Source organism: Candidatus Enterococcus murrayae (assembly GCF_017315985.1).
Lineage (GTDB): Bacteria > Bacillota > Bacilli > Lactobacillales > Enterococcaceae > Enterococcus_A > Enterococcus_A murrayae.
The window spans coordinates 46,873-73,079 of sequence record NZ_JAFLVR010000070.1; the positions used below are offsets into that span (position 1 = coordinate 46,873).

At 40.1% G+C, this 26,207-nt stretch carries 18 protein-coding genes; 5 read left to right on the forward strand and 13 right to left on the reverse strand.

The annotated features are described in order from the left end of the window. Window positions 1-14: 14 nt before the first annotated feature. The 10 genes from ypdE to JZO85_RS20825 form a co-directional block, all read right to left on the reverse strand. Window positions 15-1,055: an aminopeptidase gene (gene ypdE / locus JZO85_RS20780; protein ID WP_207110431.1), complete on the reverse strand. Its 1,041-nt coding sequence runs from the start codon at window positions 1,053-1,055 to the stop codon at window positions 15-17. Then, entirely contained in the window at window positions 1,045-2,910 is a 1,866-nt protein-coding gene (locus tag JZO85_RS20785) for a BglG family transcription antiterminator (protein ID WP_207110432.1), read from the reverse strand. The genes ypdE and JZO85_RS20785 overlap by 11 nt, the downstream gene beginning before the upstream one ends. 511 nt (window positions 2,911-3,421) lie before the next feature. Then, window positions 3,422-3,931, reverse strand: coding sequence for a DinB family protein (locus tag JZO85_RS20790; protein WP_207110433.1), 510 nt, complete (start codon window positions 3,929-3,931; stop codon window positions 3,422-3,424). A 96-nt stretch (window positions 3,932-4,027) separates the two neighbouring features. Continuing rightward, complete coding sequence (locus JZO85_RS20795) at window positions 4,028-4,378, reverse strand: hypothetical protein (RefSeq protein WP_207110434.1); 351 nt, start codon at window positions 4,376-4,378, stop codon at window positions 4,028-4,030. Between the two features lie 4 nt (window positions 4,379-4,382). Next, window positions 4,383-5,996, reverse strand: a complete 1,614-nt coding sequence (locus JZO85_RS20800) for an FAD-dependent oxidoreductase (protein ID WP_207110435.1) — start codon at window positions 5,994-5,996, stop codon at window positions 4,383-4,385. Window positions 5,997-6,220: 224 nt separating this feature from the next. After that, window positions 6,221-6,637, reverse strand: a complete 417-nt coding sequence (locus JZO85_RS20805) for a hypothetical protein (RefSeq protein ID WP_207110436.1) — start codon at window positions 6,635-6,637, stop codon at window positions 6,221-6,223. Between the two features lie 165 nt (window positions 6,638-6,802). Further along, window positions 6,803-7,189, reverse strand: coding sequence for a C-GCAxxG-C-C family protein (locus JZO85_RS20810; protein ID WP_207110437.1), 387 nt, complete (start codon window positions 7,187-7,189; stop codon window positions 6,803-6,805). A gap of 27 nt (window positions 7,190-7,216) precedes the next feature. Beyond that, complete coding sequence (locus JZO85_RS20815) at window positions 7,217-7,654, reverse strand: GNAT family N-acetyltransferase (RefSeq protein WP_207110438.1); 438 nt, start codon at window positions 7,652-7,654, stop codon at window positions 7,217-7,219. A 28-nt stretch (window positions 7,655-7,682) separates the two neighbouring features. Further along, the gene (locus JZO85_RS20820; RefSeq protein WP_207110439.1) at window positions 7,683-9,830 is read right to left on the reverse strand and encodes an ATP-dependent helicase; all 2,148 of its coding nucleotides are present in this window, start codon (window positions 9,828-9,830) and stop codon (window positions 7,683-7,685) included. A 131-nt stretch (window positions 9,831-9,961) separates the two neighbouring features. Further along, window positions 9,962-10,978 (reverse strand): PocR ligand-binding domain-containing protein, encoded by a 1,017-nt coding sequence (locus tag JZO85_RS20825; RefSeq protein ID WP_347401815.1) that lies wholly within the window; start codon window positions 10,976-10,978, stop codon window positions 9,962-9,964. A 170-nt stretch (window positions 10,979-11,148) separates the two neighbouring features. Between JZO85_RS20825 and JZO85_RS20830 the strand changes: the two genes are divergently transcribed. The 4 genes from JZO85_RS20830 to dhaL are packed head-to-tail and all read left to right on the forward strand — an operon-like array spanning window position 11,149 to window position 14,337. Next, window positions 11,149-12,285, forward strand: coding sequence for a glycerol dehydrogenase (locus JZO85_RS20830; RefSeq protein ID WP_207110441.1), 1,137 nt, complete (start codon window positions 11,149-11,151; stop codon window positions 12,283-12,285). 41 nt (window positions 12,286-12,326) lie between these two features. Beyond that, on the forward strand, window positions 12,327-12,725 hold the full coding sequence (gene dhaM, locus JZO85_RS20835) for a dihydroxyacetone kinase phosphoryl donor subunit DhaM (RefSeq protein WP_207110442.1): 399 nt from the start codon (window positions 12,327-12,329) through the stop codon (window positions 12,723-12,725). A 1-nt stretch (window position 12,726) separates the two neighbouring features. Next, complete coding sequence (dhaK, locus tag JZO85_RS20840) at window positions 12,727-13,710, forward strand: dihydroxyacetone kinase subunit DhaK (RefSeq protein WP_207110443.1); 984 nt, start codon at window positions 12,727-12,729, stop codon at window positions 13,708-13,710. 30 nt (window positions 13,711-13,740) lie between these two features. Continuing rightward, a complete protein-coding gene (dhaL, locus tag JZO85_RS20845; protein WP_207110444.1) occupies window positions 13,741-14,337 on the forward strand; it encodes a dihydroxyacetone kinase subunit DhaL in 597 nt (198 codons plus the stop codon). A 203-nt stretch (window positions 14,338-14,540) separates the two neighbouring features. On the opposite strand, the gene JZO85_RS20850 is transcribed toward dhaL, so the two are convergent. Further along, the gene (locus tag JZO85_RS20850) at window positions 14,541-15,893 is read right to left on the reverse strand and encodes a PcsB-like coiled-coil domain-containing protein (protein WP_207110445.1); all 1,353 of its coding nucleotides are present in this window, start codon (window positions 15,891-15,893) and stop codon (window positions 14,541-14,543) included. A 461-nt stretch (window positions 15,894-16,354) separates the two neighbouring features. Between JZO85_RS20850 and ypfJ the strand changes: the two genes are divergently transcribed. Further along, window positions 16,355-17,251: a KPN_02809 family neutral zinc metallopeptidase gene (gene ypfJ, locus JZO85_RS20855; RefSeq protein ID WP_207110446.1), complete on the forward strand. Its 897-nt coding sequence runs from the start codon at window positions 16,355-16,357 to the stop codon at window positions 17,249-17,251. A 130-nt stretch (window positions 17,252-17,381) separates the two neighbouring features. Here ypfJ and JZO85_RS20860 read toward each other — a convergent pair whose 3' ends face one another. Together JZO85_RS20860 and JZO85_RS20865 are read right to left on the reverse strand one after the other, a co-directional pair. Then, window positions 17,382-25,373, reverse strand: a complete 7,992-nt coding sequence (locus tag JZO85_RS20860) for a VaFE repeat-containing surface-anchored protein (protein WP_207110447.1) — start codon at window positions 25,371-25,373, stop codon at window positions 17,382-17,384. A gap of 100 nt (window positions 25,374-25,473) precedes the next feature. After that, a complete protein-coding gene (locus JZO85_RS20865) occupies window positions 25,474-26,181 on the reverse strand; it encodes a helix-turn-helix domain-containing protein (RefSeq protein WP_207110448.1) in 708 nt (235 codons plus the stop codon). Between the last annotated feature and the right edge of the window lie 26 nt (window positions 26,182-26,207).

Here is a 26,207-nt window from a genome sequence, read left to right on the forward strand (position 1 = left end):
TTGTTCTATCCCCTTTAAATGAAATCCGCCACGCGGTGATACGTTGCTTCCGTGAAATCTTTGATTAAGCCTTCATACAGATCAATCATTTGTTGAACATCTTGTTTATTTACGATCGAATAAGCACAATGACCATAGCGGACTGGTAAAATCGTCACAACAGTCGGTTTTCCTTCATTTACTTTATGCGCTTCGCCGCCATCGGTACCGCCGGAATTAAACATATCCAGCTGCAACGGAATATTTCCTTTTTTTGCAGTTTCCTTAACGTAATGAACCATTTCTAGATTTGGAGCCAACGTTCGGTCAAAATGTGTCAGGATCGGACCCTTGCCGATTTGGCGCTGATTGGTGTGATCACGGACAAATTCAGTACTGAAGGTTGCCACATCAATAACAAAAACGACATCTGGATTCATCATTTGTACAGCTGTCTTCGCCCCTCGGATGCCCACTTCTTCGCTGCTGGTATTAGCAAAATGGATGGTTAATGGCAATTCCTCCGCGGCTAATCTTTTCATCAACTCGCCCATTACAAAGCAAGCTAACCGGTCGTCAAATGCTTTTCCAGCATAGATATCCTTAACAGCAAATTCTTCGAACTCAGTGGCATAGCATCCCATATTACCAACCTCAATACCCAAAGCAGCCACTTCCTCCGCACTCGTTGCCCCAATATCGCAGTAAAGGTTGTCTGTCTTGCCCTCACGATAGTCGCCGTTGACGATGCCGTTTATTTTTCTTCCATCAAAGGTCGTGATCCGAATTTTTTGCAGATGCTGAGCCAGCGGCTTCACTCCGCCTACGACCATTAAATGAATTAGGCCTAAATCACTAATGCTTCGAACCATAAAACCAACTTCATCCATATGTCCGCAGATCATAATACTTTTGGGACTTTTTCCCTTTTTGGTAAAAATCAGGCTGCCAAGTCCATCTGTTCTTTTTTCGTAGGGCAGTTCTTCCAGTTCGGTTAAAATCGTTTGGCGGACCTCCCTTTCATTACTGGCTATTCCGTCAGCGTTGGAAAGTTTTTTCAAAAAATCAATGTTCACTCAAATTCCTTCTTCCTAAAACTCGTTTTAATGTATAGTAAAATTCGTGATAATCTTTACTTTCGACTAATGCATTGATTGCTGCTGGATGATTCATCAACTTGCTTAGCTCTTTCGAGATGATTTGATGAATATCTAGTTGCTCCGCCTTTAGTGAAACCATAAAAATAATCTTTGCTGTCCGTTCAGTCTTACCTGCTCCTTCAGGCAATAAGCAAACCGCGACTCGATTTTCTTTGCCCGACATAACCAATGGATGAGGGATAGCAATCCCATTCTGATAAATCGTCGATAAATAATTTTCTCGTTCCATCAAAGATTCCTTGTAGCCTGCAAAACCAACTTGCTCCTCTACCTGATCAGCTAAGTCCATCAAAATATCAGGATAGTCTCGATAGATATCAATCCGAAACAACGACTCGGAAAATAATTCAAAAAACGCTCGTTCAACTGAAAAATTCTCTTCATTCTTTAATAGGCTAAGATTTTCACTCACCTCTAGATAATCAAGCTCACTTTGAATCTCACTCATTAAGATGATTGGACAATCGACCTCGATCGTTAATTCAATAATCGAAAAGATCAAATCGGGATAATAGGCTTGAACGTTCTCCATTTCAAACATTGAAAACGTTTGAATCTTCGCACGCGGAAAAATTCGCTTCAATTTCATTTCTACCAGATAAGCCATCCCACCACCAGACGAACAAACTACTGCGATCCGATAGATATTTTCAATCAATTTCTGCTGCCATTTATGATAGGGGACTGTCATGTGGGTCGCCAGATAACCAATTTCATCAGAAGCGATTTTCAGCTCAAATTTTTCCTCCAGCCATTTTGAAAACAGCACCGCGAAATTGAAAATCATAGGATAGTCCTTACTGATAACCTCCAAATAAGGGTTACTGAAGTTCACTTCCTTGCGTGAACGCTCGATCAACGCTGCTACATGTAGATAGACGAGATCAATGAATTCTTGATCGGTAGAAAAATGAGTATTTTGCTGCTGGTCCATTTGTTGGAAAAAGCTGCTGATTTCCTCCTTCAGTAATTGCTTGTTGCTCAGGATTTCGAGCTTCTTCGTTTTGGCTAGCAGACTAGCTTCAAAGTACTCATGAACCTCCTTTTGAACAGGAACCGACAAGCTTGTTTCCAAAAGAACTTCCGTTAAAAAGGACTTAGGAATGTCATCCTGCACAGTCCTTCTATTGATCAATAATAGTAAATACAGCTCCTCTTCCAGCCTTCGAAATTCCACGTAATCGATCTCCCAATTATGCTTGCCGATCAAATGATAGAGACTATCTTTCAACTGCTGCTGTTGTTCAAGAGGGATTGCTGCTTCCAGCTTTTCCAGTAATTTCGCATTGCCTCGCTGATAGCGATCTAAAAGCAACAACAGCCGATTCTTCAGTTCGCTGATAATTCGGATGCCATAATGAGCTTTCCGTTCCAAACTCAAAGAACTGCCCTTAAGATATAGCTCAAGCTTGGAAAGATCCTTTTTAATCTGGCTCCCGCTGACTGACAGCTCCTCACTCAATTGTTTGACTGTCTGATAATTTTCATCAATCAACAATAGACTCAATAAGGACTCAAGACGATCCTTTTGCATTTCAATCACTGTCTCAGTAAAACCTCCCAAATACGAAGAAAATTTTTCCTCATCTGAAACAATCAGCCGATAGCCCAGCTTAGCAGATCTTTCAATCACAAAGCCTTGTTGTAATTCTGATAGTCCTTGCAGATCATTACGGATTGTTCTGGATGAAACACCAATCTTTTTGGCTAACTGATCGATTTTTAAGTAGTCATTTGCCCTTAACGCTGTCAGTATTTGTACCTCTCTCATCCACACCGCTCCTTTCTTCTTAATGAAGACTCTTTATTAACAAATTGTCTATCCTCACGATGTCCAGCAATCGCAAAAAAATTTTCTCTGCTTGCTTATCCATAGACAAAGAAATTAAATTAGCATCTTTGCAAGCGCAATCATTTACATACACAGTATAAGAAACCCCTTTCAATTAGAAAAGTTGAACTTTTTCCACCTAACAGTGCAAAACGTATCTGTTTAGAAAATAAGCTTTTTAATCACTAGTGCCGCGACACGGTGGATGCTTTAAGAATTGTATCAACCCTCATTTACTATCACAATGAAAATGATAAGTTTAATAGATTACAAATCCGCAAAACCAGTAAACAAATAGAATACGTTTATTTTTTCTCTTTAAAAACAATGCCTAAACAAAAAAATCAACCATCACAATAGATGATCGATCTTTCTCTTTTCCTTTATACATTAGTAAAAAACTTCCTAAAAAAGCAGTCCTCTCATTACGAAAGAACTGCTCATCCAAAAACTATTTTCCTAGTACCAATCGTCTAGTATAGACAGCTTGACCCGAATGCATCACGGCATCATCAATAGCCGAAATAATCCGTACTTGACGTGTGACTGGCGGATCCCAGTTCGTATCAATCACATCAGCAAGGCTGCCCTCATCGATTTTGTCTAGATACTGCTTCGTAAATTCAACACTGGCAGACAAGTAATCACGCACCAATTGACGATCCGTTACAATAACTTTCGCTGCTTCTTCTGGTGTATGCCGATAATCTTCTGTATCATCTGGTAAATCTAAGGCAAATTTTTCTGACCATCCAGCACTTGTCCATAAATATTCCGTTCCATTTAAATCAGAGATTTGCATGTCCAATTCACGCGCTGTATGCCACATCAGCCAAATTACCGATTTGATCAAAGGCGCCGGCATCTCATTCGCTTCTTCTGTCGTCATCTGAGCAAAGGTATCCTCAAATCGTTCTTGCGCACGATCCAGCATTTCCATTGCAAATTGTGTATTCTTCATCTTGTGAGCCCTCCAATTCTTATTGTTGTACTCCTTTTTCAAAAAAACGAACTTCATTTCTTCCTTCACTTTACTACGGTGATTTTTCGAGTGCAACTATTCAGGAGCCGAATATAAGTAAACGAAATCATTCACCACTTGTTCGGCTTCGTCTATCTGGTCGAAGTGAAAATGTAATTTTTGTTCAGAAAAAGGAACCACCAAATCATTTAGGTCGCGTTGCAGCTTAATTTTATTCTTTGGTAAGAAGCTATGGGTGAACTGATCCAAATCAATGTTTGGTTGAATCACCAGCGCTCCCGCCGAATAAAAAACTACAGGAATTCCATCAACAGTTTCTAACAATGTAAAATTCATCAACTCTTCTTCTGAAAGTTGAGAATCAATATACGCTTGTAAAATCAAAAATTGCTGCGCGTGGTTAAATACTTGTTTAAACTCATTCATCACGTTACTCCTCTATCAAAATCGCTGGAATCCCTAAACCAGCCAAAATACGAGCCGAGGTATAGGTATTCAGACCTTTTCTAAAGGTAATATAAACTTTACGATCGCTCGGAATTTCGCCGATTCGATCACGCAGCTCATTCATCGGAATATTCTTGGTTGCTTCGATGCTGCCAGACGTTGCTTTATTGGGTTCACGAATATCTAAAAAGAAGGCATTTTTAAGATCTTCTGCCGGAATATCCGCTGCCTTGATTGTTTCTACAACATTGGTCATTTGGTTGATTGCTACATATCCAGCAATATTCAATGGATCGCGTGTCGTTGAATACGGCGGCGAGTATGGCAGCTCCAAATCTGGCAAATCAAAAACAGTTAGATTTCCAGTAATCGCGACCGATAATTCTCCCATACGTTTGTCCACGCCTTTTTCTCCAACCGCTTGACCGCCTAAAATTTTCCCAGTTGCTGCATCGAAAATAATTTTAAGATTTAATCGCGTTGCTCCTGGGTAGAAATTCGCGTGATCAAATGGTGTCACAAATACTGACTTATAATTCGTAATGCCAGCAGCCTTCAATGCGTGTTCAGTCATACCCGTATAGCTTGCGGTGTAATCAAAAATTTTCGCTACACCCGCACCGATATAGCCGCGATAGCGCATTGGCGTACCATTAATCATATCCGCCAACATATGACCTTGACGATTAGCCGCACTCGATAGCATGCTCGATGTGGCTAATCCTGTAACCACACTCGTTGTCTTGATAATATCGCCAATCGCATAAATATCCGATACATTTGTTTCTAATTGATCATTGACGACGATTTGTCCGTCTTCAGACAATTCAATCCCTGCTGTTTTTGCCACTTCATTATTTGGCGCCACTCCTGTCGCAAAAATAATCATGTCTGGCTCAAGAGTCTTGCCATCAGATAAAAGTACTTCTTTACCCGCTTGGCGAATTTCTGCCACGTGACTATTCAAATGAATATGCAGCCCATTTTCGATCAACTTATCATAGATCAAATCGGCAATTTCCTCATCATATGGAAAAGCTACTTGCGGCAGCTGATCAACAAGTGTCACCTCCATTCCACGATGCTTAAAGTTTTCAGCCAATTCCAGTCCCATCACTCCGGCGCCTAAAACCAATACCTTTCTAGGCGCCTGTTCATCGATAAATGTTTTGATCTCAGCAGCATCTGTTACACTCCGCAATACAAATCCATTCTCTGCCTGTTCCGCTCCCTTGATCGGCGGCAAAGTCGGCCGCGCCCCTGCGGAAATAACTAATTTATCATAATCAGTCGTTGTTTCTTCGTCAGTCTTTATATCTTTGACGACTAGCTGCTTTTTATCTGGATCAATCGCCTGTACCTCGTGTGTCGTAAAGACATCGATATTGTTTTTCACCTTCAAAATTTCCGGTGTCCGTTCGATCAAAGAATCTAAGTCTTCAATCACCCCGCCTAAATAATACGGCAGCGCACAGCTAGCGTAGGAAATATTCTCTCCACGTTCATAAATCACGATCTCGTGCTCTTCATCCAAGCGACGCAACCGCGTGGCAAATGAAGGACCGCCTGCTACTCCGCCGATAACAACAATTTTCATGGTAAGCTCCCCTTTTTATATTGAGTTCAAGCCTATTTTCAACGCGTGTCTCATTTTATTAGGTCCATCTTATATGCAATACGCCCAATTTTTAGACACTAAAATTAGAAGTATGACCTCTTTCTTGATAGTACTATTTTTACAAAATACCAGCAAAGAATTGTTCTCCCAGAGATTTTTTAAATAAAAAAGATCAATCACCTCATTCGATGATTGATCTTCAACTATTTTTTCTTTAGTTCCCTTAAACTTGTTGTTTTACCATTGCTTACTACTTTCAATTTCAATTGTTTACGACCCGTTCTGATTGCATGGTATTCGATTTTATTTCCATCATCGGTCATTACGACTCGCTTTTTGTTTGAATTGACAGCAACTTTCGCATGTTTTAAAACAGTAGTACCGTTACATTTGATTATCCAGTCAGTAAACTCAGCATTTTGTGCTTTGAACGAATAGCCGGTCGATTGGTTCGTCCAACCACCCTGGAGCCAAGCAGAATTATTGGGCATTACTCTGTTCACAATCGTCAAAAGCATTAGAACTGCAAGAAGCATTAATCCACTGGCAATTTGCTTTTTCCATTTGGACAAGTAATTCACAAGATTTTCTTTGATTTCTGAAATAGTTGAAATACTCATCTTATGTATACCGCCTCCAATAATCGTATAATCATACATTTTCTCTAGATAGTGAAAATCGTAACATAATGCTTTTGAGTTTACAAATCCTTTTTAACCATTTTCATTTTTAAATATGAATAGAAAAGGATCAGTCATCTTCTCTAATGGCTGACCCGCGTCTCATTATTCAACTAAAGTGTCTTCAATAATCGCTACAGCTGCTTGAACATAGTCAACACATGGCTTTCTACCTAGCAGCTTTGTGCAATACAATGAACCGCACTTTCCCTCAAACGCTTGTGTCATTTCAACTAAAAATCTTCCGGCCTCATCATCTTTACATTTAGCAGGATCAGCCCTGTCTGGCGTTCCTTTTAAATAATTAGCTACCATGTACGCACCGGCTAATGCACCGCATAATCCTTGGTAATTCCCTCCGCCATAGTCGCTAGCAAGGCTGTTGGCATGATCCAGCCCTACTCCTATTTCTTTGCAATAGGCCCCTACGATCGCTTGACAACAGTTACAGCCCGCTTGAAAATATGTCATTGCCTGCTCTTGATGATCCATGCTCTCCCATCCCTTCGACACACTGACTTAAATTCTTTTCACCAATGTAATACAAGGTACGCCATCTTCTTCATAAAGCTCCCCATCTCTGAGATAACCTAATTTTTCATAAAATACTGCCGCAGTCAATTCCGCATGAATCCAAATCTGCTTAAACTCTTTCTCCAAGGCCAAATTCTCTAAAGCTCTGATTACTTGGCTACCCAAGTGTTTTCCTCGGTAGCCATCTATTGTCGCTACACGGCCAATGCGTGCAATTCCAGCAGCTTCTGTTAGCAGGCGAGCGGTGGCAACTGGCAGTGAGCCGGCGAAAAGGACACAATAAACCGTATCAGCTGTATCATTTTGATCAAACTCTTCTGACAATGCGAGAGCTCTTTCCAAAACAAAGACCTTCATACGAACATAGCAGCTGGCCGCTCGTAAATATTGCGCATTGCCTATCTCTAATCTTAAATCCAGCATGAGTCCTCCTCGTTTCTTCATTATTATACTATTTTTCTTGATACTCTTTAAGAGGCAGACCTGCCTCTTTTAGAAACGGCGAGGCAGCAGTCGTTTTATTATTGACTGTCTTAGGAAAGGTGACATAAAGGTTCTCTTTTGCACGCGTAATTGCAACATACATTAATCGCCGCTGCTCTTCTAACGTTGTTGGCGGAGCTGCCTCGCCTTTTGCTTTTTGCAAATCACAGTCAGCTTTTTTGACAGTATGGTGGTTTGGCAGCGCATCTTGATAAACACCTTTGACAAAAATATTTTTCTTTCCCAGTCCTTTGCTAGCATGGATCGACAATAAATAAACAGCATTCAATTTTTCCTGATTATAGTCATTCAACCGTTTTTTCATCCCTTGATTTTGTTGACTGGTTTGTTGAAACGCCTCTAGAAGACCGGGCCAATCGCCTGCTGCGGATAATTCTTTCTGCAGCCAATCAGCTTCTTCATCACTCAAATCCTTTTTGAATTTTGGTGTCGTTAATAACGCAGCGGCAAACGCAGCAAGATCCAGTTGCTGCCGTTGATAAAACAAATAAATTTGCTTAAAGAATTCCTTCGCCTGATCCTGGGATGCCTGCGAGAGCTTTCGTTCACTGATTAAAAAAGCGATGAGCTCGTTGATTTTGAATTTATTTTTGCTGAATAACTCCTCGCTGAATTTAGCGCTGACATCAAATTTGATATAGTGAAAAAAGGCATATTGTTGAATGATTTTTTTCAATGCCTCATTTTTCTGCTGCATGGATGTTGCTGACGCCAGCATTTCTAACTGCTGGAAAAGCGTTTTAAACAATGGTAGTCCAAAAATCCCTAACAAATCATCATTGGAGGGTGTGACAAACGGGACGTTCTGCTTTTCTAATTGTTTCAACAATGAACGTAATTGTACACGTGTTGGAAATAAAACCATCGTATCGCGATAATCAGGGCTCCCGTCAGCTAGAGGTGTTTTCCGTGCCAGGCTTTGGATTTTCTGTCCAATCCAGGCGGCTTCAGCCTCGTCATCAGGAAAACCAATGCCATAGCAATCATGAACCGTCGTTGTTTTGTTGGCAGTCATAACTTTTTCTAACCGATCATGCGCATTGTAGTGAATCAATCGGTTTCCCGCCTCCACAATTGGTGCGTCTGAACGATAATTGGTCATTAATTGCAAGGTGGTTTGTTGGTACTCTTGTTCAAATTCTTTGATATAACTAGGCTCTGCTCCACGAAAATAATAAATACTTTGATCATCATCGCCAACAATGATCAGCTTACCTGAATTTATCTGCTCAGACTGTTTATCTGGCGGACAAATCAATGCGACGATTTGCTTTTGCAATGGATTGATATCTTGAAACTCGTCGATAAAAATGTAACGATATTTTTCCTGTAAAAAATGACGAGCTGATTCATCCTTTTCCAAGATCTGCTTTAAATTAAACAGCATGTCATCAAAATTGATAAACTGCTGAACTCTTTTCAACTTTTCTAATTCAGCTAAAAACTGCTGAAATACCTTACTCAATTGCTGATTTGGAAGAATCTCTTCTTTATCAAAATATTTTGCAATAAAATTAACCATCTCTTGATCAGAATAACCCATATTTCTCCAGTAGCTAATCCGTGAAGCGATCGTTCGATCTTCAAATTTATCAAAATTATATAACCGATATTTTTTGATCAATTGATTTATTGCTTGATAATAGTGCTCCTCATTGACCTCAGCTTCGATTCCCCACTGCTTCGCCGAGGGGATTTGGCGCACCAAATCATTATATTCTGCATTAAACCAGCTATGGAACGTTTGAACGTTGATCCGAGCATAGCCGCCTAAGTATTGATTGACACGTGCCTCCATTTCCATTTTCGCTTTGCGGGAAAAGGTACACATCATAATCGTCTTTGGGTCAACTGCTTTTTCTAGTACTAAATAGGCCGCTTTCGCGCAAATCGTCTGTGTCTTTCCACTTCCCGCACCAGCAATGATTCGTAAATGCGTCTGCATTGGAAAACGAATTGCCCTTAGTTGTTCTTCACTGAAAGAATGGCCACCATTTTTAACGATCAATTGTTCCAGGGTATCTCTGTCTTGTGTTTCGTTTGTTTCTCGTTCAATTAAATCAGATTTTATGTAATTTGAAAGCTTCGTAAGCATGAATAAACGATTCCCTTCTATGTAAAAAATCATACCTGTCCATTATAACGGAATCATTCATTTTTGATAGTAAATAATAAAAAGACTCTCTCTAATTGAAAGAGTCCTATCTGATAGCTTTTACTCAACAGCTATTCTGTTCGCATTTTCTCTTTTCGATAATTCAATGGCGTAACGCCCGTAATTTTTTTAAAGCTTCGAACAAAATAACTGGGCTCAACAAACCCAAGTGCATCACTGATTTCACTAATCGCCCAATTTGTCGTTTCCAACAGTTGTTCTGCCCAATAAACTTTTAACCTGCCATATATTTTACTGAACGGTTCACCAAACTCCGCCTTTAATAAACGGCTCAGGTAACTCGGCGAGACATTGGTCACAGCCGCCAAAGTTTTTAGATCAATATGACGCTCTTTATTCTCAAACACTAGATCGATCGCTGGCTGCAGCAGCTTATTTTTGGCTAAATACACGCCGTTAGACTCTTGCAGACGGTTTTCTAACTTTGTATATTGGATATCTTTTTGTACGAACTCTAAATCTAACACATCCTCGTTAAATGATGTCTTCTGTTTTGAAAGACGTAAAGTTTGTTTATACGCTTTGATCAGATAATCCTTTTTGATCGCCTCACTAACGATGTATTCACTAATTTTCTCCAGCATTTCCGCTGATTTTTTCAAGTTCTCTTGACTAAATCGCGGATAGTGATCGATCAACTCCTGATGTTGCTTTTTGAATGTTTTCAAATAGAGTTGATCCTCTAATTGCAACACTTGCTCCAACTCTTCCTGCCCTTCAGCTAATAAAATCTCCCCAGCCATAATAGCTCCTACATAGCGATTGTCAATCATAATGGGAATCGCCATATCGACAATATTAAAATGGCAGCGATAAATAAATGGTTGCCCTGTTCGAACCGCTTCAAGCCCGCCTCGCGAATCACACTTTTCACAGTAAACAGAAAGCTCCGGATGATTACGAACCAATTGACAAAACGGTTTCACTTCACTATGTCGCGTAATCGGTTTTCCTCGATAATCCACCAAAATAATAGCTAAATGCGTGGCGATCGCAATACTTTCTTGAACCGCCTCCCATTTGTTCAAATCCAAAACCTGTTCAATATCAAATTGTGTATTACTCACACGATCACCTCTCCATTGCATTATAGAACTTTCTTGTAAAATCACAAAATAATCCTATTTAACAAAATAGTTCAATTGATTTCTGAAAGAAAGCGGTAACATAGTTCAATGCTTTTCCTGTGAGAACGCTTTATGATTACCTTGTACTTAAAACTAAGGAGGTTTCACCCATGAGAAAAGCATTAATTTTACCAACTAAATACGTTCAAGGAGAAGACGAGTTACTAAACTTAGGCTATTTTGTTGCAACATTCGGTAAGAGCGCGTTGCTGATCGCCAATCCTGATGATGTCGAACGTGTCCGCCCGCAGCTTGATGCGACAGCGAAGAGATTCAACATTTCATTTGTTGAAGGCGGATTCAATGGCGAGGTGACCCGAGATGAGACCCAACGTTTGCAGGCGATCGCTAAAGAGAAGCAAACCGATTGTATTATTGGATTGGGCGGCGGAAAAGCAATTGATGCCTCAAAGGTCGTTGCTGAAGGCGAGCGATTGATCATCGTACCTACGATTGCAGCTCAAGACGCACCAACTTCACATTCGGCTGTACTTTACCATGCTGATGGCTCTTTTGACGACTATGCTTATTTCAAGCAAAGCCCTAGCGTCGTGCTGGTAGATACTAAAGTCATCGCCAAAGCACCTACTCGATTCCTAGTTGCAGGTATGGGAGATGCATTATCCACCTATTTTGAAGCTCGTGCCACCCATAATTCCTATTCACGAGTAAATGCAAGCCTGCCAATGGGATCTCGTGAAGGGTTGACTCCTCCTGCCAGCGGTACTTATGCGGCATTAGCGATGGCTAAGCTTTGTTGGGAACACCTGCAAGAGGATGGGTTAAATGCAAAAATAGCCTGTGACGCTAACCTCGTAACAGAAGCATTAAATAAAATCGTAGAAACGAACATCTTGCTATCTGGTTTAGGTTTTGAAAGCGGCGGATTAGCTGCAGCTCATGCAATCCACAATGGGATGACTGTTCTTTCAGGAACTCATCATTACCTTCACGGAGAAAAAGTAGCCTTTGCGACTTTAGCACAGCTAGTTTTAGAAAACGCAGAAACAGCTGAAATAAATGCTGTGATGGATTTCATGGCAGCGATTGGCCTACCACTTACCTTAGCCGATCTTGGTGTCGAATCAATCACCTTTGAAGAAGCCTTAGAAGTAGCCAAAATTGCTTCAATCTCAGAAGAATCGATTCATTCAATGCCGTTTCCAATTGTTGAAGAAGAAGTTGCCAATGCCATCATCGTTGCTGATCGAATCGGCCAAGCCTACAAAGATGCTCATCAAAAATAACCCATTTACAGATTGATCAAAAAAACGAAAGGAGCAGTTTGATGAACAAAGCAATTTTACTAATTTCTCATAGTCAAAAAATTACAGATGGAATCAAGGAAATGATCGAACAGATGGCTCAAAGCGAATCGCTTCAAATCATTTCTTTAGGCGGCACTTCCGATGGTGAATTAGGAAGTGATCCGACCAAAATCGTCGAAGCAGTTAACAAAGCGAAGTCAGTCGATAAATTCTTCGTTTTCGCCGATCTAGGCAGCGCCGTTTTAAGTGCTGAACTAGCCTTTGATATGTTAGAGGAGGATCAACAGGCTAAGTATGTTTTGGTTGATGCCCCATTAGTTGAAGGCGCATTCGCTGCTGGAATTACCGCGAGCGTTTCCGATGACGTCGAACATATTTTAGCAGAAGCAAAAAATGCTCCTATGAAGGGTTGGAATTAAAATGAAAAAAATCATCAATGAGCCAAAAGACAGTATCGAAGAAATGCTTACTGGTATCGTCAAAAGCTACCCTGAGCTCGTCCATCGAATCGGTGATTCTCGGGTTATTGCAAAAAATACCACCGCTAAACAGGTAGGACTTGTCTCTGGCGGCGGCAGTGGACATGAGCCGGCTCATGCAGGTTTTGTCGGCAACGGAATGTTGAGTGCCGCTGTCTTAGGTGATGTATTTACTTCACCCACACCCGATCAAATCGAAATAGCCATCAATGAAGCAAATCAAGGCGAGGGAGTCCTATTGATCGTTAAAAACTATACTGGGGATATTTTGAACTTTGAAATGGCTAAGGATTTAGCAGAGATGAACGATATTCCTGTTGAGATCGTTGTAGTAGATGATGATATCGCAGTAGAAGACAGTACCTACACAGCTGGTAAACGCGGAGTAGCAGGCACTGTCTTGGTCCATAAAATTCTTGGAGCTAATGCTAAAAACGGAGCAAGTCTAAACGAGCTAAAGGCACTAGGCGATCGTGTCGTTTCATCTACGAAAACAATCGGCGTTGCCTTAAAAGCGGCAACAGTTCCAGAAGTTGGCAAACCGGGCTTTTCACTCGCTGAAGATGAAATTGAATTTGGTGTCGGCATTCATGGTGAACCAGGTTACCGCAGAGAAAAATTACAGCCTTCGAAATCACTAGCTAAAGAACTTGTTGGAAAGCTGATTCATGCTTACGATCAAAAGCCCAAAAAAATTGGTGTCTTAGTCAATGGGATGGGCGGCACACCATTAATGGAACAGTTTATCTTTATCAATGATGTTTTGAATTTGCTGATTGAAGAAAATATCCAGGTTTCTTTCCATAAAGTCGGCAATTACATGACCTCTATTGATATGCAGGGGGTATCACTGACTTTCATTGATTTAACAGATGAGACTTGGCAAAAAGCTTTATCGGCCGATGTCTCAACAATCTCTTGGTAAAAAGAATAGCTATTAAAGGAGTAGGAAAGAATGAGAGTAACAGTGAAAGAAATTCAAGCTTGGTTATCAGACTTTGGTAAATCTATCGAAGAAAATAAAGACTATCTAAGCGAATTAGACACACCAATTGGTGACGGTGATCATGGAAATAATATGAACCGAGGTATGAGTGAATATAGGAGTGCCTTTGAAGCAAAACAGCCAAGTACAATTAGCGATACCTTCAAGGTTCTTTCCATGGCATTGATCTCTAAAGTTGGAGGCGCTTCTGGTCCCTTATATGGTTCAGCTTTTATGAGTTTAACTAAAGCGACAAAAGATATTACAGAAATTACTAGTGAGAAACAATTAGGTGAATTGTTAGAAGCAGGGTTAATAGGTATTCAATCTCGTGGAAAAGCAACCCCTGGAGATAAGACCATGGTGGATGTCTGGTACCCCGTTGTCCAAGAATTAAAAAAAGCGGCTTTGTCAAAAGATAGCATCAAAGCAGCTGAACAACACACAAGCGAACTACAAGCTAAAAAAGGGCGCGCTTCCTATTTAGGAGAACGTTCGATTGGCCATGTTGATCCCGGTGCCGCCTCTAGTGCACTGCTTTTTCAAGACTTGCTAACTTATTTATAATTCTAGTTATTGCTTCTCGATTTGAAAAATTCTAGTTAGCAATCTCTTTCTATTCGAAAGGCTTCGCGAACTCGCTCAGCTTATTATCGATAAAGCTAGTCCGTGAAGCCGGTTATCGTTAAAGCGGTTGATTCAATTTTTTCCCTTTTTTGAAATTCAAAAAAAGAGTTTCCGAAAAAATCGGAAACTCTTTTGCTTATTTCTTATGGGTGAATATATTGTAAGCCGGCTGCGCTTAATGTCGCAGTATTTGGTCCAGTCGGTGATGGGAATCCCATACCGCCTTGAGTTATAGTGATTGTATTATTTGAAGCATTGTATGATTGAACATAAGCAACGTGTCCGTATGAAGGGTCCGCATTCCATGTTCCAACTGATTGACCTTGCGCAAAGACAACGATCGAACCAGCTGCTGGTGAGCCGTCTACTTGGAAACCATCAGCTGCTGCTGATGCGCCCCACTGGCATCCGTTCCCCCAATAAGTGCCAGCCCAAGGTGCAACATTTTTAACATACCATGTACATTGTCCTACTGCATACATATTACCAGAACCTGTGTGATCCACTTTGTTTCCGCCTGTCCCTGTTGATGGTGCAGGTGTTGGCGCTGGTGTATTTGTATCATTGGCTGAACTTGTTGTCTCAGTTTTTGATTCTGTCGTTGCAGAAGATGACGTTGAACTTTCTTCACTCGTACTTGATGATGCAGTAGAAGTTGAGCTTTCAGCTGCCTCTTTGGCTTGCTCTGCTTGTTCTTGAGCTGCTTTAGCTTGAGATTCTTCGAAAGCTTTTTGAGCTTTTTCCGCTTCTTTGGCTTGGCGTGCTTCTTCAGCTTTACGAGCCTTTTCAGCATCCTGCTGTTGTTTCAAGACACGGGCTTGTTCTGCTTTTGCTTCTTCTTGTTGTTTCTTCAATTTAGATTTATCTTGTTCAGCTGTTGCTTGTTCTGCAGCATAGTTTGCTTTCACAACATTCAATTCAGCTTGTTTGTTAGCAATCTCATTTTTTTGTGCTTCCAATTCCTTTTGGTTCGTTTGAATTTCAGCAACTTTCGTTTCATTGTCTTTGACTTTTTCTTCAACCGCTTTTTCGTCGGCTTTTTGCTGTTCCATCAAAGAATGGTTTGCTTTGACCATTGTTGACATCGCTTGAACTCGGCCAATTACATCTGATAATGAGTCTGCTTCTAAAACAGCTGAAACATAATTAGAAGCTTGTCCCTTCACCTGTGTATCACGGGCTTGGTTCTTGATTACTTCGTTACGTTTTGCGATACGTACTTTCAAAGTAGCGATTTTTTCTTGCAACTTCATTGTATCTTTGTTTAATTGATCTTGCTTTGCTTCTAAGTCTTTGACTTTTCCGCTGACTGTAGCAATTTCACCTGTTAATTCATCAATTTGTGTTTGAACATCCGATTGTTTTCCTTGCAAATCACTAATTTTTTGATCTTTTTCTTGGATTTGTTGATCGTAGTTATCGGCTAAAGCAATACTTGGTACTGCTGATACAGCGATTGTACAAACTAACAATGCTGATAATAAACTCTTTTTCACTAATTATTCCTCCGGCTATTATGTTGATTTAGAATGATAGATCGCATAACGTCAGAAGTAATTTTAACACAGTGATATATCATGCATATAAAAGAAATGTTACAAATACATTTCAATAATATTTTTTAAATTATTGAATAAACATCGAATAGCCTTGATTTATCAACATTTAGATGCCAATTCTGACTGAAAACGCTCGATTCTTTTTTACCCAAATATTTTATAAACTATCAAAATAGTGAAAATAAATACAAAGATAAAAGTAAAACTTATCAAGTTCACATTAAATATTTCAACAGATTCTCTCGCATTAAAATAACAATTCTTATAATTCAATCGATTGAATACTATCCGCCCTACTTAAAAAAGGCTTCTTCTCCAAAGTAGTTATTGATCATAATTTTTGGTTCTATCGGGCTTTTCGAATAAAATAAACTTGAGAGAAAAAGGGGGAAAGTATTATGCGTTGGCGAGGAGATCGGCAAAGTTCAAATGTCGAGGATCGATCAGGCAGCAGCGGCCGTCCGACAGGGAAAATGGCTGCTGGTGGAGGTATCGGCATTTTTTTGATTGCTATTATTGTTTTCTTTATCTCAGGCGGTGATTTAAGTACAGTGACCGATACTTTGGGTGGCGGTATTACCCCTGCAGCCTATGAAACAAAAGATGTTTCTTCAAAAGAGTACACGGATCAAAAAGAATTTGCGGCGGTTGTTTTTGCCCATTTGGAAGATTATTGGAATGATGAATTCGAACAACTTAACGAATCCTATCAAAATCCGAAGCTTGTGCTATTCACTGATAGTGTTCATTCTGCTTGTGGACAGGCTAGTTCACAGGTCGGACCATTTTATTGCCCTGCAGATCAAAATGTATACTTGGACTTGAGCTTCGCTGATGAGCTATCTAATAAATATGGTGCAACAGGGGACTATGCCATGGCTTACGTTATCGCTCATGAAGTTGGGCATCACGTCCAAAACGAGCTAGGTATCTCTGCACAGTTGGATAAGATAAGACAGCATGTTTCTGAATCTGAATACAATCAATATAGCGTTCGTTTGGAATTGCAGGCCGATTATCTAGCTGGCTGCTTTTCAAAATACTTAGCGGGGGAAACCTACCAAGGCCAACCGATTTTGGAAGAAGGAGACATTGAAGAGGCGATCGCTGCAGCGAACGCGATTGGAGATGATACCTTGCAAAAGGAATATCAGGGCTATGTAGTACCGGATAGCTTTACTCATGGTTCTAGCCAGCAACGAATCAATTGGTTCAAACGCGGCTTGAAATATGGTGATTTGAATCATGGAGATACTTTTAATGAAAAGAATTTGGATTTAGCTACCGCAGCCTAAAATTTATTTTTCATTGAAAAAGCCCATTCAGCTCAATTCACACCTTTTAGAACGATAAAAAGCCCCGCTCAAAAATATTTTTGAGCGGGGTACTTTTTCGTTTGGAATAACTCACGTCGAACTTCGAGAATTAAACTTGTTTCTTTCTATAGAAATACAATGCACCTGCTAGAACAACGATAACAAATCCGATGTATGGTAGAATCTTCAATACTTGTTCACCAGTCTGCGGTAAAGTCCCCCCGCCGCTAGTTCCGTATGATGATCCACCCGACAAGTTGCCACCATCAGTAAAGGTGTCCCCCTTAGTAGACGGCAGGTCAGGATTCGTCTTCTTAACTGTCACGGTTTGCGCCTCATCATTAATGTCTTCATGAGAACCGATCAAATTGCCCTTCGCGTCAAATAATTTTTCGAAGGCTACCAGTGTTAAGTCATTCGACAATAGGCTGCGACGGAAAGTGAAACGCATCTCGACCGTTCCAGTGCCCGTGTCACTTGCTACAAAAGTTGATTGACTCTCTACTTCACGCCCCATGACAGTGAAAGGTGCGTTTGCTTCTTTCATCATCAATTTCCCGCGAACAGTATAGCTTTCACCTGGAATTAGATTTTCATAGAAGATGATATCATGGATAATAACGTCTTCATCACTATCTTTACTGATTTCAGCTGCTTGCGTCCCAACTTTTGGATAATGAACGGACTGATCTTTGTCCTCAATATCCGTGTGAGCTGCTACCTCTTTTTTGTCTTGATACAAGGTTTCAAAAACAACGACAGTTTTACCAGCTAAATCACCCTTCGTGATCTTAAATTCCAACTCAATAGTACCATCGCGTTTCGTTGCTTTAAATGTCTTTTCTGCATGAACCTCGTTGCCATCACGAGTTAAGAATGGCTTGTTGGTCGCTTTATCCATCAAGACACCTTTCACCGTGTATTCTTTGCCTACAATCAGGTTTTTGTAGCTAACCTCATCAACTACTGTTACTTCATCATCAGCAAAGCCTTCATTCGTACCTGAGTCCTTATCTTTTGCTTTTGTTGAAACCTGCGGCTGCCGAACAGTTTGATCCTCATCTTCAAGATCTTCGTGAACGCCTACCAATTTTCCTTCCGCATTGTAAAGTTTTTCGAAGACAACCAACACTGTTTCTTCGTTAATTTCATTGCGTGGGAAAATGAATTCAACCTCAATCGTACCCGAACCTGTTTCAGAAGCCGTAAAGGTTGCCTTACTTGTTACTTCTTTTTCAGCAACAATAAATGGTTTGCCTGTTGATTTATCCATTAAGACACCTTCAACGGTATACTCCTTACCAGGAACAAGGTTTTCATAGGAAACGATATCTTTGATTTTTACATCTTTATCCGTACTTCCCGTTGTTTGAGAAGCTTGTGTCCCAACCTTCGGATAAGTGACTGTTTGAGCTTCATCTTCGATATCTGTATGGGCTGCCACTTCTTTTTCATCATGGTAAAGTGTTTCGAAGACAACCACTGTTTTTCCTGCTAGATCGCCGCGTTTGATAACAAATTCCAAATCGATCGTACCATTTGATTTTTCTGCTTTAAAGGTCTTCTCTGCACGAACCTCATCACCTTCACGAGTCAAGAATGGTTTTCCGGTTGCTTTGTCCATCAAGACACCTTTAACGGTATAGTTTTGACCAACATTTAAATGCTGGTAAGAAACGGTATCCACGATCGTCACTCGTTCGTTGGCAAGACCTTCATTCATTTCAGTATCTTTGTCAATCGCATCTGTCTCTAATTCAACTTCTGGTTTGACTTCGACCGTCTGATCTTTATCATTGATATCTTCATGAGTACCAACGAGTTTATCAGCCGAATTGTAAAGTTTTTCAAAAACGACTAGATTCTTAGGATCTTCTAAAGCTTTACGACTGAATGTAAACTCAACTTCTACTGTACCCGTACCTTTTTTATTTGCTGTAAAGGTCGCTTCACCAGTGATTTCCTTGTTATCTACCTTGAAGGCTTCACCTGTTTCTTTATCCATCAAGACACCAGTGACTTTGTATTCTTTACCTGGCACTAGATTGTCATAAGAAACAATATCCTTAATCTTCACAGTATCTCCGTGAATACTTGTTTCAGAGGCTTTTGTTCCGACATCAGGATAGTTGACGGATTGATCTTTATCATTAATGTCCGTATGTGAACCAACTTCTTTATCTTCGTGGTAAAGTTTTTCAAAGACAACGACTGTTTTACCAGCCAGATCCCCCTTCGTTACCACAAACTCAAGATCGATCGTGCCATTTTGTTTTTCTGCTGTAAAGGTTCTTTCAGCATGAACCTCTTTGCCTTCGGTTGTCAGGAATGGTTTCCCCGTTGCCTTGTCCATCAAGACACCTTTAACCGTGTATTCCTGACCAACATTTAAGTTTCTGTATTCAACAGTGTCAATGATGCGGACCTCTTCTTTCGCAAGTCCTTCATTCATTTCAGTATCTTTATCAACCGCTGTTGTTTCTACTTCAACTTCGGGCTTCACTTCAACCGTTTGTTCTTTGTCATTGATGTCTTCGTGAGTACCAACTAGGACACCTTTAACACCATAAAGTTTTTCAAAGACGACTAGTTCTTGGTTTTCCTTCAACGCATTACGATTGAAGGTGAATTTTACCTTAACCGTTCCTGAACCTGTTTTGCTTGCATGGAAGGTTGTTGAACCAACAACTTCCGCTTTATTTACTAAGAAAGGTTTGCCAGTTGCTTTGTCCATTAAGACACCGTCAACTTTGTATTGTTGCCCCGGCTTCAAGTTTTCATACGTTACAGTATCTTCAAGCACGATGGTGTCACCATGAATCGAAGTTTCCGCTGCTTTCGTACCAACCTTCGGATAATTGACTGATTGGTCCTCATCCTCGATATCGGTATGGGAGCCCACTTCGACATCTTCATGATAAAGAGTTTCAAAGACGACAACTGTTTTGCCTGCTAAATCACCTTTTGTTACCACGAATTCAAGATTGATCGTGCCATTTTTCTTCTCAGCGGTAAAGGTTTTTTCAGCATGAACTTCTTTACCTTCAGTTGTTAAGAATGGTTGATTCGTTTTCTTATCCATCAAGACACCCTTAACGGTGTATTCTTTACCGATTTGAAGATTTTTGTAAGAAACGGTATCAACAATGATTACTTCTTCTTTTGCTAATCCTTCATTTTGTTCCGTATCTTTGTCGATAGCTTTCGTTTCCACTTCTGGGAAATCGACTGTTTGGTCATCATCATTGATATCGGTATGAGAAGCAATTTCTTTTTCTCCTAGATACAATGTTTCAAAAACGACGACTGATTTACCAGCTAAATCACCTTTTGTAATCTTAAATTCAAGGTCGATCGTACCATTTTGTTTTTCAGCCGTAAAAGTTTTCTCTGCTGAAACGGTTTTACCATCTGTTGTCTTAAATGGCTGATTCGTTCCCTTATCCATCAAGATACCTTTGACAGTGTAATTTTTACCTACAATCAAGTTCTTATAAGAAACTGTATCAACGATCGTTACTTCTTCCTTCGCATTTCCTTGATTCATGCCGGTTTCTTGGTCTTTCGCAGATGTTTTCACTTCTGCAGGAGGCTGTACCGGCACCGTCTGGTCTTCGTCATCGATATCTTCGTGAGTCGCAACAACTTTTCCAGTAGCGCCATACAGACGTTCAAAGACTACCAGTTCTTTATTGTCCTTCAACGCACTGCGATCAAAGGTAAATGTTACTTTAACTGTTCCTTTACCTGAATCTGGTGCTTTAAAGGTTGTTTCGCCGGTCACTTCTTTACCATCAACTAGGAATACATTTCCTGTTGATTTATCCATCAATTTACCTTTAACAGTGTATTCTTTTCCTGGAATTAAATTTTCATATGACACATTATCCTCGATAACTACTTTATCACCGTGTATACTAGACTCAGCGGCTTTCGTACCGACTTTAGGATAAGAAACGGTTTGGTCATCGTCTTCTATGTCAGTATGGGAGCCCACTTCTTTGTCTTGGTTGTATAGTTTCTCAAAGACTACGACTGTTTTACCAACCAGATCTCCTTTTGTTACTACAAACTCCAATTCGATCGTGCCATTTTTCTTCTCAGCAATAAATTTCTTCTCAGCATGGACTTCCTGACCTTCGGCGGTTAAGAATGGCTGCCCAGTTGCTTTATCCATCAATACACCTTTAACGGTGTACTCACGGCCAACAATCAGATTTTTGTAACTCACTTCATCTTTGATCGTTACTTTTTCTGCTGCGTTTCCTTCATTCGTTCCTGTACCAGCATCACTGGCGTTTGTTTCCAATTCAGGATAATTTACTGTTTGATCTTTATCAGTAATCTCCTCGTGAACCGCGACTTCTTTTTCACCTTCGTAAAGCTTCTCAAACACGACTACCGTTTTTCCGCGCATGTCTGTTTTCTTCACGACAAACTCTAAAGCGATCGTGCCATTTTCTTTATCTGCTAAGAATGTTTTTTCAGCGGTTACCTTCTTGCCTTCAGAATCAACAAATGCTTGGCCTGTTGATTTATCCATCAAGACACCCTTAACAGTATATTCGCGTCCTACTACTAAATCCTTATAAGAAACGGTATCGATGATTGTCATCTCTTCTTTCGGCTGACTGTTTTCATCTACCGCATTTCCTTCATTGATTTCAGAATCTTTGTCCTTCGCACTTGTTCCAATTTCAATTTTAGGTCGAACAATCACGTTTTCCGTCTCTTCACCTTTTTTACCAGTGTGAACTAAATTCCCTTTGTCGTCATACAATTTCTCCACATATCCATATGATCCGACTTCTTTTGGTGTAAATGTTCCTGATTTGTATTCACCAGAAGCACTGACTTTGATCTTATCAGAAGTCCAGACAATATCTGCTGCTGTCGCGTTTTCAGCAGTACTAAAATCATTGATCTTATCGGAGAATTTGTATAAATCAACGATTACATAGTACCCATCTGGAACAGTCGTCTCTAAAATCACCGTATCATAGATTGGTTCTCCTAAATAAGTGTCATTACTAGACGCCTTCGTATGAATATTTAGCTTGTGTACATTAAAAACTTCTCCAGGATCACCGTGTTTTCCTTCATAGATAACTTTATTGGTTTTAGTATCAACAACCTTTGCGACCCAGCCGTATGTTCCTTCGTCGGTTACTCGAACATCCTCTAAGCCGTAACCTTTAGCGTTTGATTTATATTCGCCATACTTTTTGATTGGCATTCCTTTAGAAGATTTAGCGATTTCCTTAGGTTGTGAATAATCAAAATCATTGGCTTTGTCACTGTACTTATATAGTGTGAAGGTTACTTCTGCATTGTCACTTGTCAAGGACTTGTTCACATGCAAACTGTCATACACAGGAATATTAGAAAAAACATTTTCTTCATTTACTTGAGTATAAAACTCTTCCTCACTACCTGATGGGACATGAACCGTTTCAGAAGGAATACCGTAATCTGTTTGGAATTTAGCCAAACGTCCTGAATCAGAGCCGCCAGTAACAACGATCGTATACCATCCTGCTTTATCAAAAGCTTTAAACTCAGTTGTCCGTAATTCACCAGAGATTAGCGGTGCTTTTACAACATCAAAAATTTCTGCACCAGCAGGGATTTTATCATCTCGAATGGGTTTTGTTGGACTGTAGTACATGGTGAAGGTAGCGGTCAGCTCTTCAGCCGTTTCGCCGCCAGTTCCCCAACCATTCGGCAAATTGTAGTCCCCATTCTTATCTGGGTCACGATCTTTACCAATCAATTCAGGATTTTTGCTGCTCCAATCATTCAAATTGCCTTTGCCATCGATTGGCAGCCCCCACATTCCAGGAAGATCCAGCACTTTGATCGTGTCGTAAATTTGAGCACCAACTGTACCTGAAGCATCTGAAACGGTTGTTTCAATATTTGGTACCCACGGAACAACAACATACTCATCCTTGCTACCAAAGTTCGAATGCCATTCTTCCGTATAGGTTGTAGATGTGATTTCTTCTACCCACACGTACCATCCTTTTTCTGTTACCTCAATCTCAGGCGTAGTAAACGTACCGTTTCCATTGATTGTTGTTGAAACAGATCCAGCAACTTTTGACCCTGCCGGCACGGTTGTTTTTCCACCTTCATGTTGATTGGGACTTTGAATAAAGTCTGGCTTAGTCAAGTAAGGACCATATAAGGTACTCTTAACAACTAACTCATGGCCATCTTTGTTTCCAGAAACCGTTAATTTATCAGCAACTTTCCCACCTTTTGGTGATAATTGCGCTACGGTTGTTTCCGTTTTTACCTCTGGTTTCCATTTAGTGATCGTTTTTTCATTGTCGTCATTAAACGGTGCTTGAAAGCCTTTCGTAAAATGCTCTTGATTTGCTTGATCTGCCACAACAACTTTCAATACTGGATAATAAAAACCTGGGCCAGTTGATTTGTGTTGAGATGTGACAGTGTAATCCCCGGCTGCGGTTACGGTTTGAGTATCGCTGCCGATATAAGAAATATCTCCCGGCAAGCTATTTACATCAAGCTTTTGCGTACCATAGTCGATTACTGAGTAATACCAATCAATTTGGAATTTCACTGGAACCTTATTATTCGTCCCGATAATCGTTGGCCAATTTCCTTCAGCTAAAGAAATACTCACTTTATCTTCTAGGTTTTCGCCTTCTTTGATTTGCACCTTAGAAACCGTTGTTCCTTGAACTGCAAACTTTTCAATGACTTTGGTTTTTTCGTTTTCTTCATTAAATTGCGCTTGGAAACTTTTGTCAAAAGCATCCGGTGTATTCTGATTGCTCTTAATTAGTTTTAAAACAGGATAATAGAATCCTTGTTTGTCAGCGACGTTTGCCGAAGGTACCTCTCTTGCACCTGGAGCATTTACCGTGAATGTATCCGTGTGAGGTAATTTTGTTACATCTCCAGGTAAACTATTTACATCAATTTTTTGACTTCCATAATCTGTTGGCGAATAATACCAGTCAATTTCAAATGAAGCCGGGACTGGCGTTTCAGTATTAACGATATTCGGCCAAGGCTTGTTTCCTTCCACACTAATCGATACTTGATCAGATAACTGTTGTCCGATTTGCACATCTTGTTTAGAAACAGTTGTTCCGATTGGCGTGAACTTTTCTTGCACTTTTGTAAACTCAATCTTGGCTGACGCTTCTTTACTTAGCCCAGTAGCAGTATAGGCAGTTATCATATTCTGACTGTCTGCCCAAGCATAACGCTGCATTTGGTGGCCAGGAAGTTTAGTCACTTTTGCCGTAATGTTCAAGGGATTGCCAGCTGGTCCTTGGTTTGCTGTATAGTTGTCTAATTCAGCAATACTGTTTAAGGTAATTGTTCCAGAACCTGCTCCACCGGACTTAGGTACAAATTGTCCTCCTGTCATACTCATTTCTAATTTGCCGCCAAACAGACGCAAATCAACATTTTTCATCTCTTTACCTGCTGCTGATTTAAGCGACAAGTTCATATTAGCTTTCTTTTGACCCGCAACTTCAGTTAGATTTAGTGATAATGTATATGGTCCATAATAATCATTAGCCAATGCCCTGATTTCATCATTCTTCTTTTTAGTCGCAACAGCTTCTGCATCACCACTAGTTAATCGACTGTTAAATTTTGTTAAAAAATCAGCTCTAGTTGCTGAAGATGATTCCAACTCAGTATGGGTAAAATATGACATCGCTGCATGGTTCGTATGGTCTGGCGCCGGTGCAGCAACTAATACGTGATACATAAATGCCCCAATGGCTGCTGCATTAGACGAATCTACTGACTTACTAGCATTTGTAAAATTAGATGATGGGCTTACATATTTTCCTGACTCTGTACAAAACATGAACTTATTTCCCATCGGTTCATTTCCGCCTGTAGCATAGGAAATAGTCCGTACATCTCCTGCACCACCTTCAAACATATAACCGTAAGCATTTTGCCCATAGCCAGTATTCCCGCCTGCCGGTTTTGCCTCAACGATCATAGACAGACCATTGACACCCAATGACGACAGCACCATAAAAATGGTCGCTGTTACTCGAGTCATTTTGCCAAGAATTTTTGTGATTCTTGTTTTCATTCTCGTACACTCCTTTTCTTTTTCGCTCCTTTTTTCATCAATAATTTTCTTGCTTGCTGCCCGTTAAGCGTCACCTCCCTAATATTTTTAAACTCTCTGCCTAATTCTCAACTTCAGCTGCTTGTTTTCCTGGAAGATCGTTTTCAAAATAATCAAAAAACTCCTTTTTTAATCGATAGCCTTGTCCCCATACCGTTTGAATTGCTCCATGTCCACATTCATATTCCAGCTTTTCATTTACTTTGGAGACCACCTTTGACAAGCTCGCTAAAACAGACTTATTTGGTTCTTTGTTCCAAATTTGGCGACTGATTTCCTCCCTAGATACTGTTCGATTGCCAGATTGGATCAAATAATCGACTATTTCTTTTTGCTTTAATTTTAAATTCAAATCAGACAGTTTTTGCTTCACACTCATTTTCTGAGCATATTCCTCTTTTTGAAATGCTAAGCGAGAAATTTCAGCAATTAATAAAAGCTCTCGTAATCTTTCCAAGTTTGAATTTACAGGAATCAAGCCATCAAAATTTGACTCCATCGCTTCATCGCGGCGAATTTCAACGACACGGCGAAACAATTTGAATCGGCCATATTGCATTTTCTGGATCAATTCCTCTACTTCTTTGTCATATAACGATTCACTAAAAATGATTCCGTCAAACTGTAATAAAAATTGCTTGTTAAACCCCTCTTTTTTTAGTGCGGCAATTAAATTATTTGAGCAGTAAACCTCATTTCCTAGTTGTTTTAATTGGGTTTCGAAGGCTTCCTCATAAGAAGGAACCTTGGTTAAAATCAATAACTGCATCATTTTCTCCTTTCTTCATGCTATAT

What these genes read in the sequence shown, in the direction of transcription:
- JZO85_RS20815 (WP_207110438.1), bottom strand. Translation starts at nt 7,654, where the DNA reads ATGCTGGATTTAAGATTAGAGATAGGCAATGCGCAATATTTACGAGCG.
- JZO85_RS20800 (WP_207110435.1), bottom strand. Translation starts at nt 5,996, where the DNA reads ATGAAAATTGTTGTTATCGGCGGAGTAGCAGGCGGTCCTTCATTTGCC.
- JZO85_RS20810 (WP_207110437.1), bottom strand. Translation starts at nt 7,189, where the DNA reads ATGGATCATCAAGAGCAGGCAATGACATATTTTCAAGCGGGCTGTAAC.
- dhaL (WP_207110444.1), top strand. Translation starts at nt 13,741, where the DNA reads ATGAGAGTAACAGTGAAAGAAATTCAAGCTTGGTTATCAGACTTTGGT.
- JZO85_RS20805 (WP_207110436.1), bottom strand. Translation starts at nt 6,637, where the DNA reads ATGAGTATTTCAACTATTTCAGAAATCAAAGAAAATCTTGTGAATTAC.
- JZO85_RS20860 (WP_207110447.1), bottom strand. Translation starts at nt 25,373, where the DNA reads ATGAAAACAAGAATCACAAAAATTCTTGGCAAAATGACTCGAGTAACA.
- JZO85_RS20795 (WP_207110434.1), bottom strand. Translation starts at nt 4,378, where the DNA reads ATGAATGAGTTTAAACAAGTATTTAACCACGCGCAGCAATTTTTGATT.
- ypfJ (WP_207110446.1), top strand. Translation starts at nt 16,355, where the DNA reads ATGCGTTGGCGAGGAGATCGGCAAAGTTCAAATGTCGAGGATCGATCA.
- dhaK (WP_207110443.1), top strand. Translation starts at nt 12,727, where the DNA reads ATGAAAAAAATCATCAATGAGCCAAAAGACAGTATCGAAGAAATGCTT.
- JZO85_RS20865 (WP_207110448.1), bottom strand. Translation starts at nt 26,181, where the DNA reads ATGCAGTTATTGATTTTAACCAAGGTTCCTTCTTATGAGGAAGCCTTC.
- JZO85_RS20785 (WP_207110432.1), bottom strand. Translation starts at nt 2,910, where the DNA reads ATGAGAGAGGTACAAATACTGACAGCGTTAAGGGCAAATGACTACTTA.
- dhaM (WP_207110442.1), top strand. Translation starts at nt 12,327, where the DNA reads ATGAACAAAGCAATTTTACTAATTTCTCATAGTCAAAAAATTACAGAT.
- JZO85_RS20820 (WP_207110439.1), bottom strand. Translation starts at nt 9,830, where the DNA reads ATGCTTACGAAGCTTTCAAATTACATAAAATCTGATTTAATTGAACGA.
- JZO85_RS20830 (WP_207110441.1), top strand. Translation starts at nt 11,149, where the DNA reads ATGAGAAAAGCATTAATTTTACCAACTAAATACGTTCAAGGAGAAGAC.
- JZO85_RS20790 (WP_207110433.1), bottom strand. Translation starts at nt 3,931, where the DNA reads ATGAAGAATACACAATTTGCAATGGAAATGCTGGATCGTGCGCAAGAA.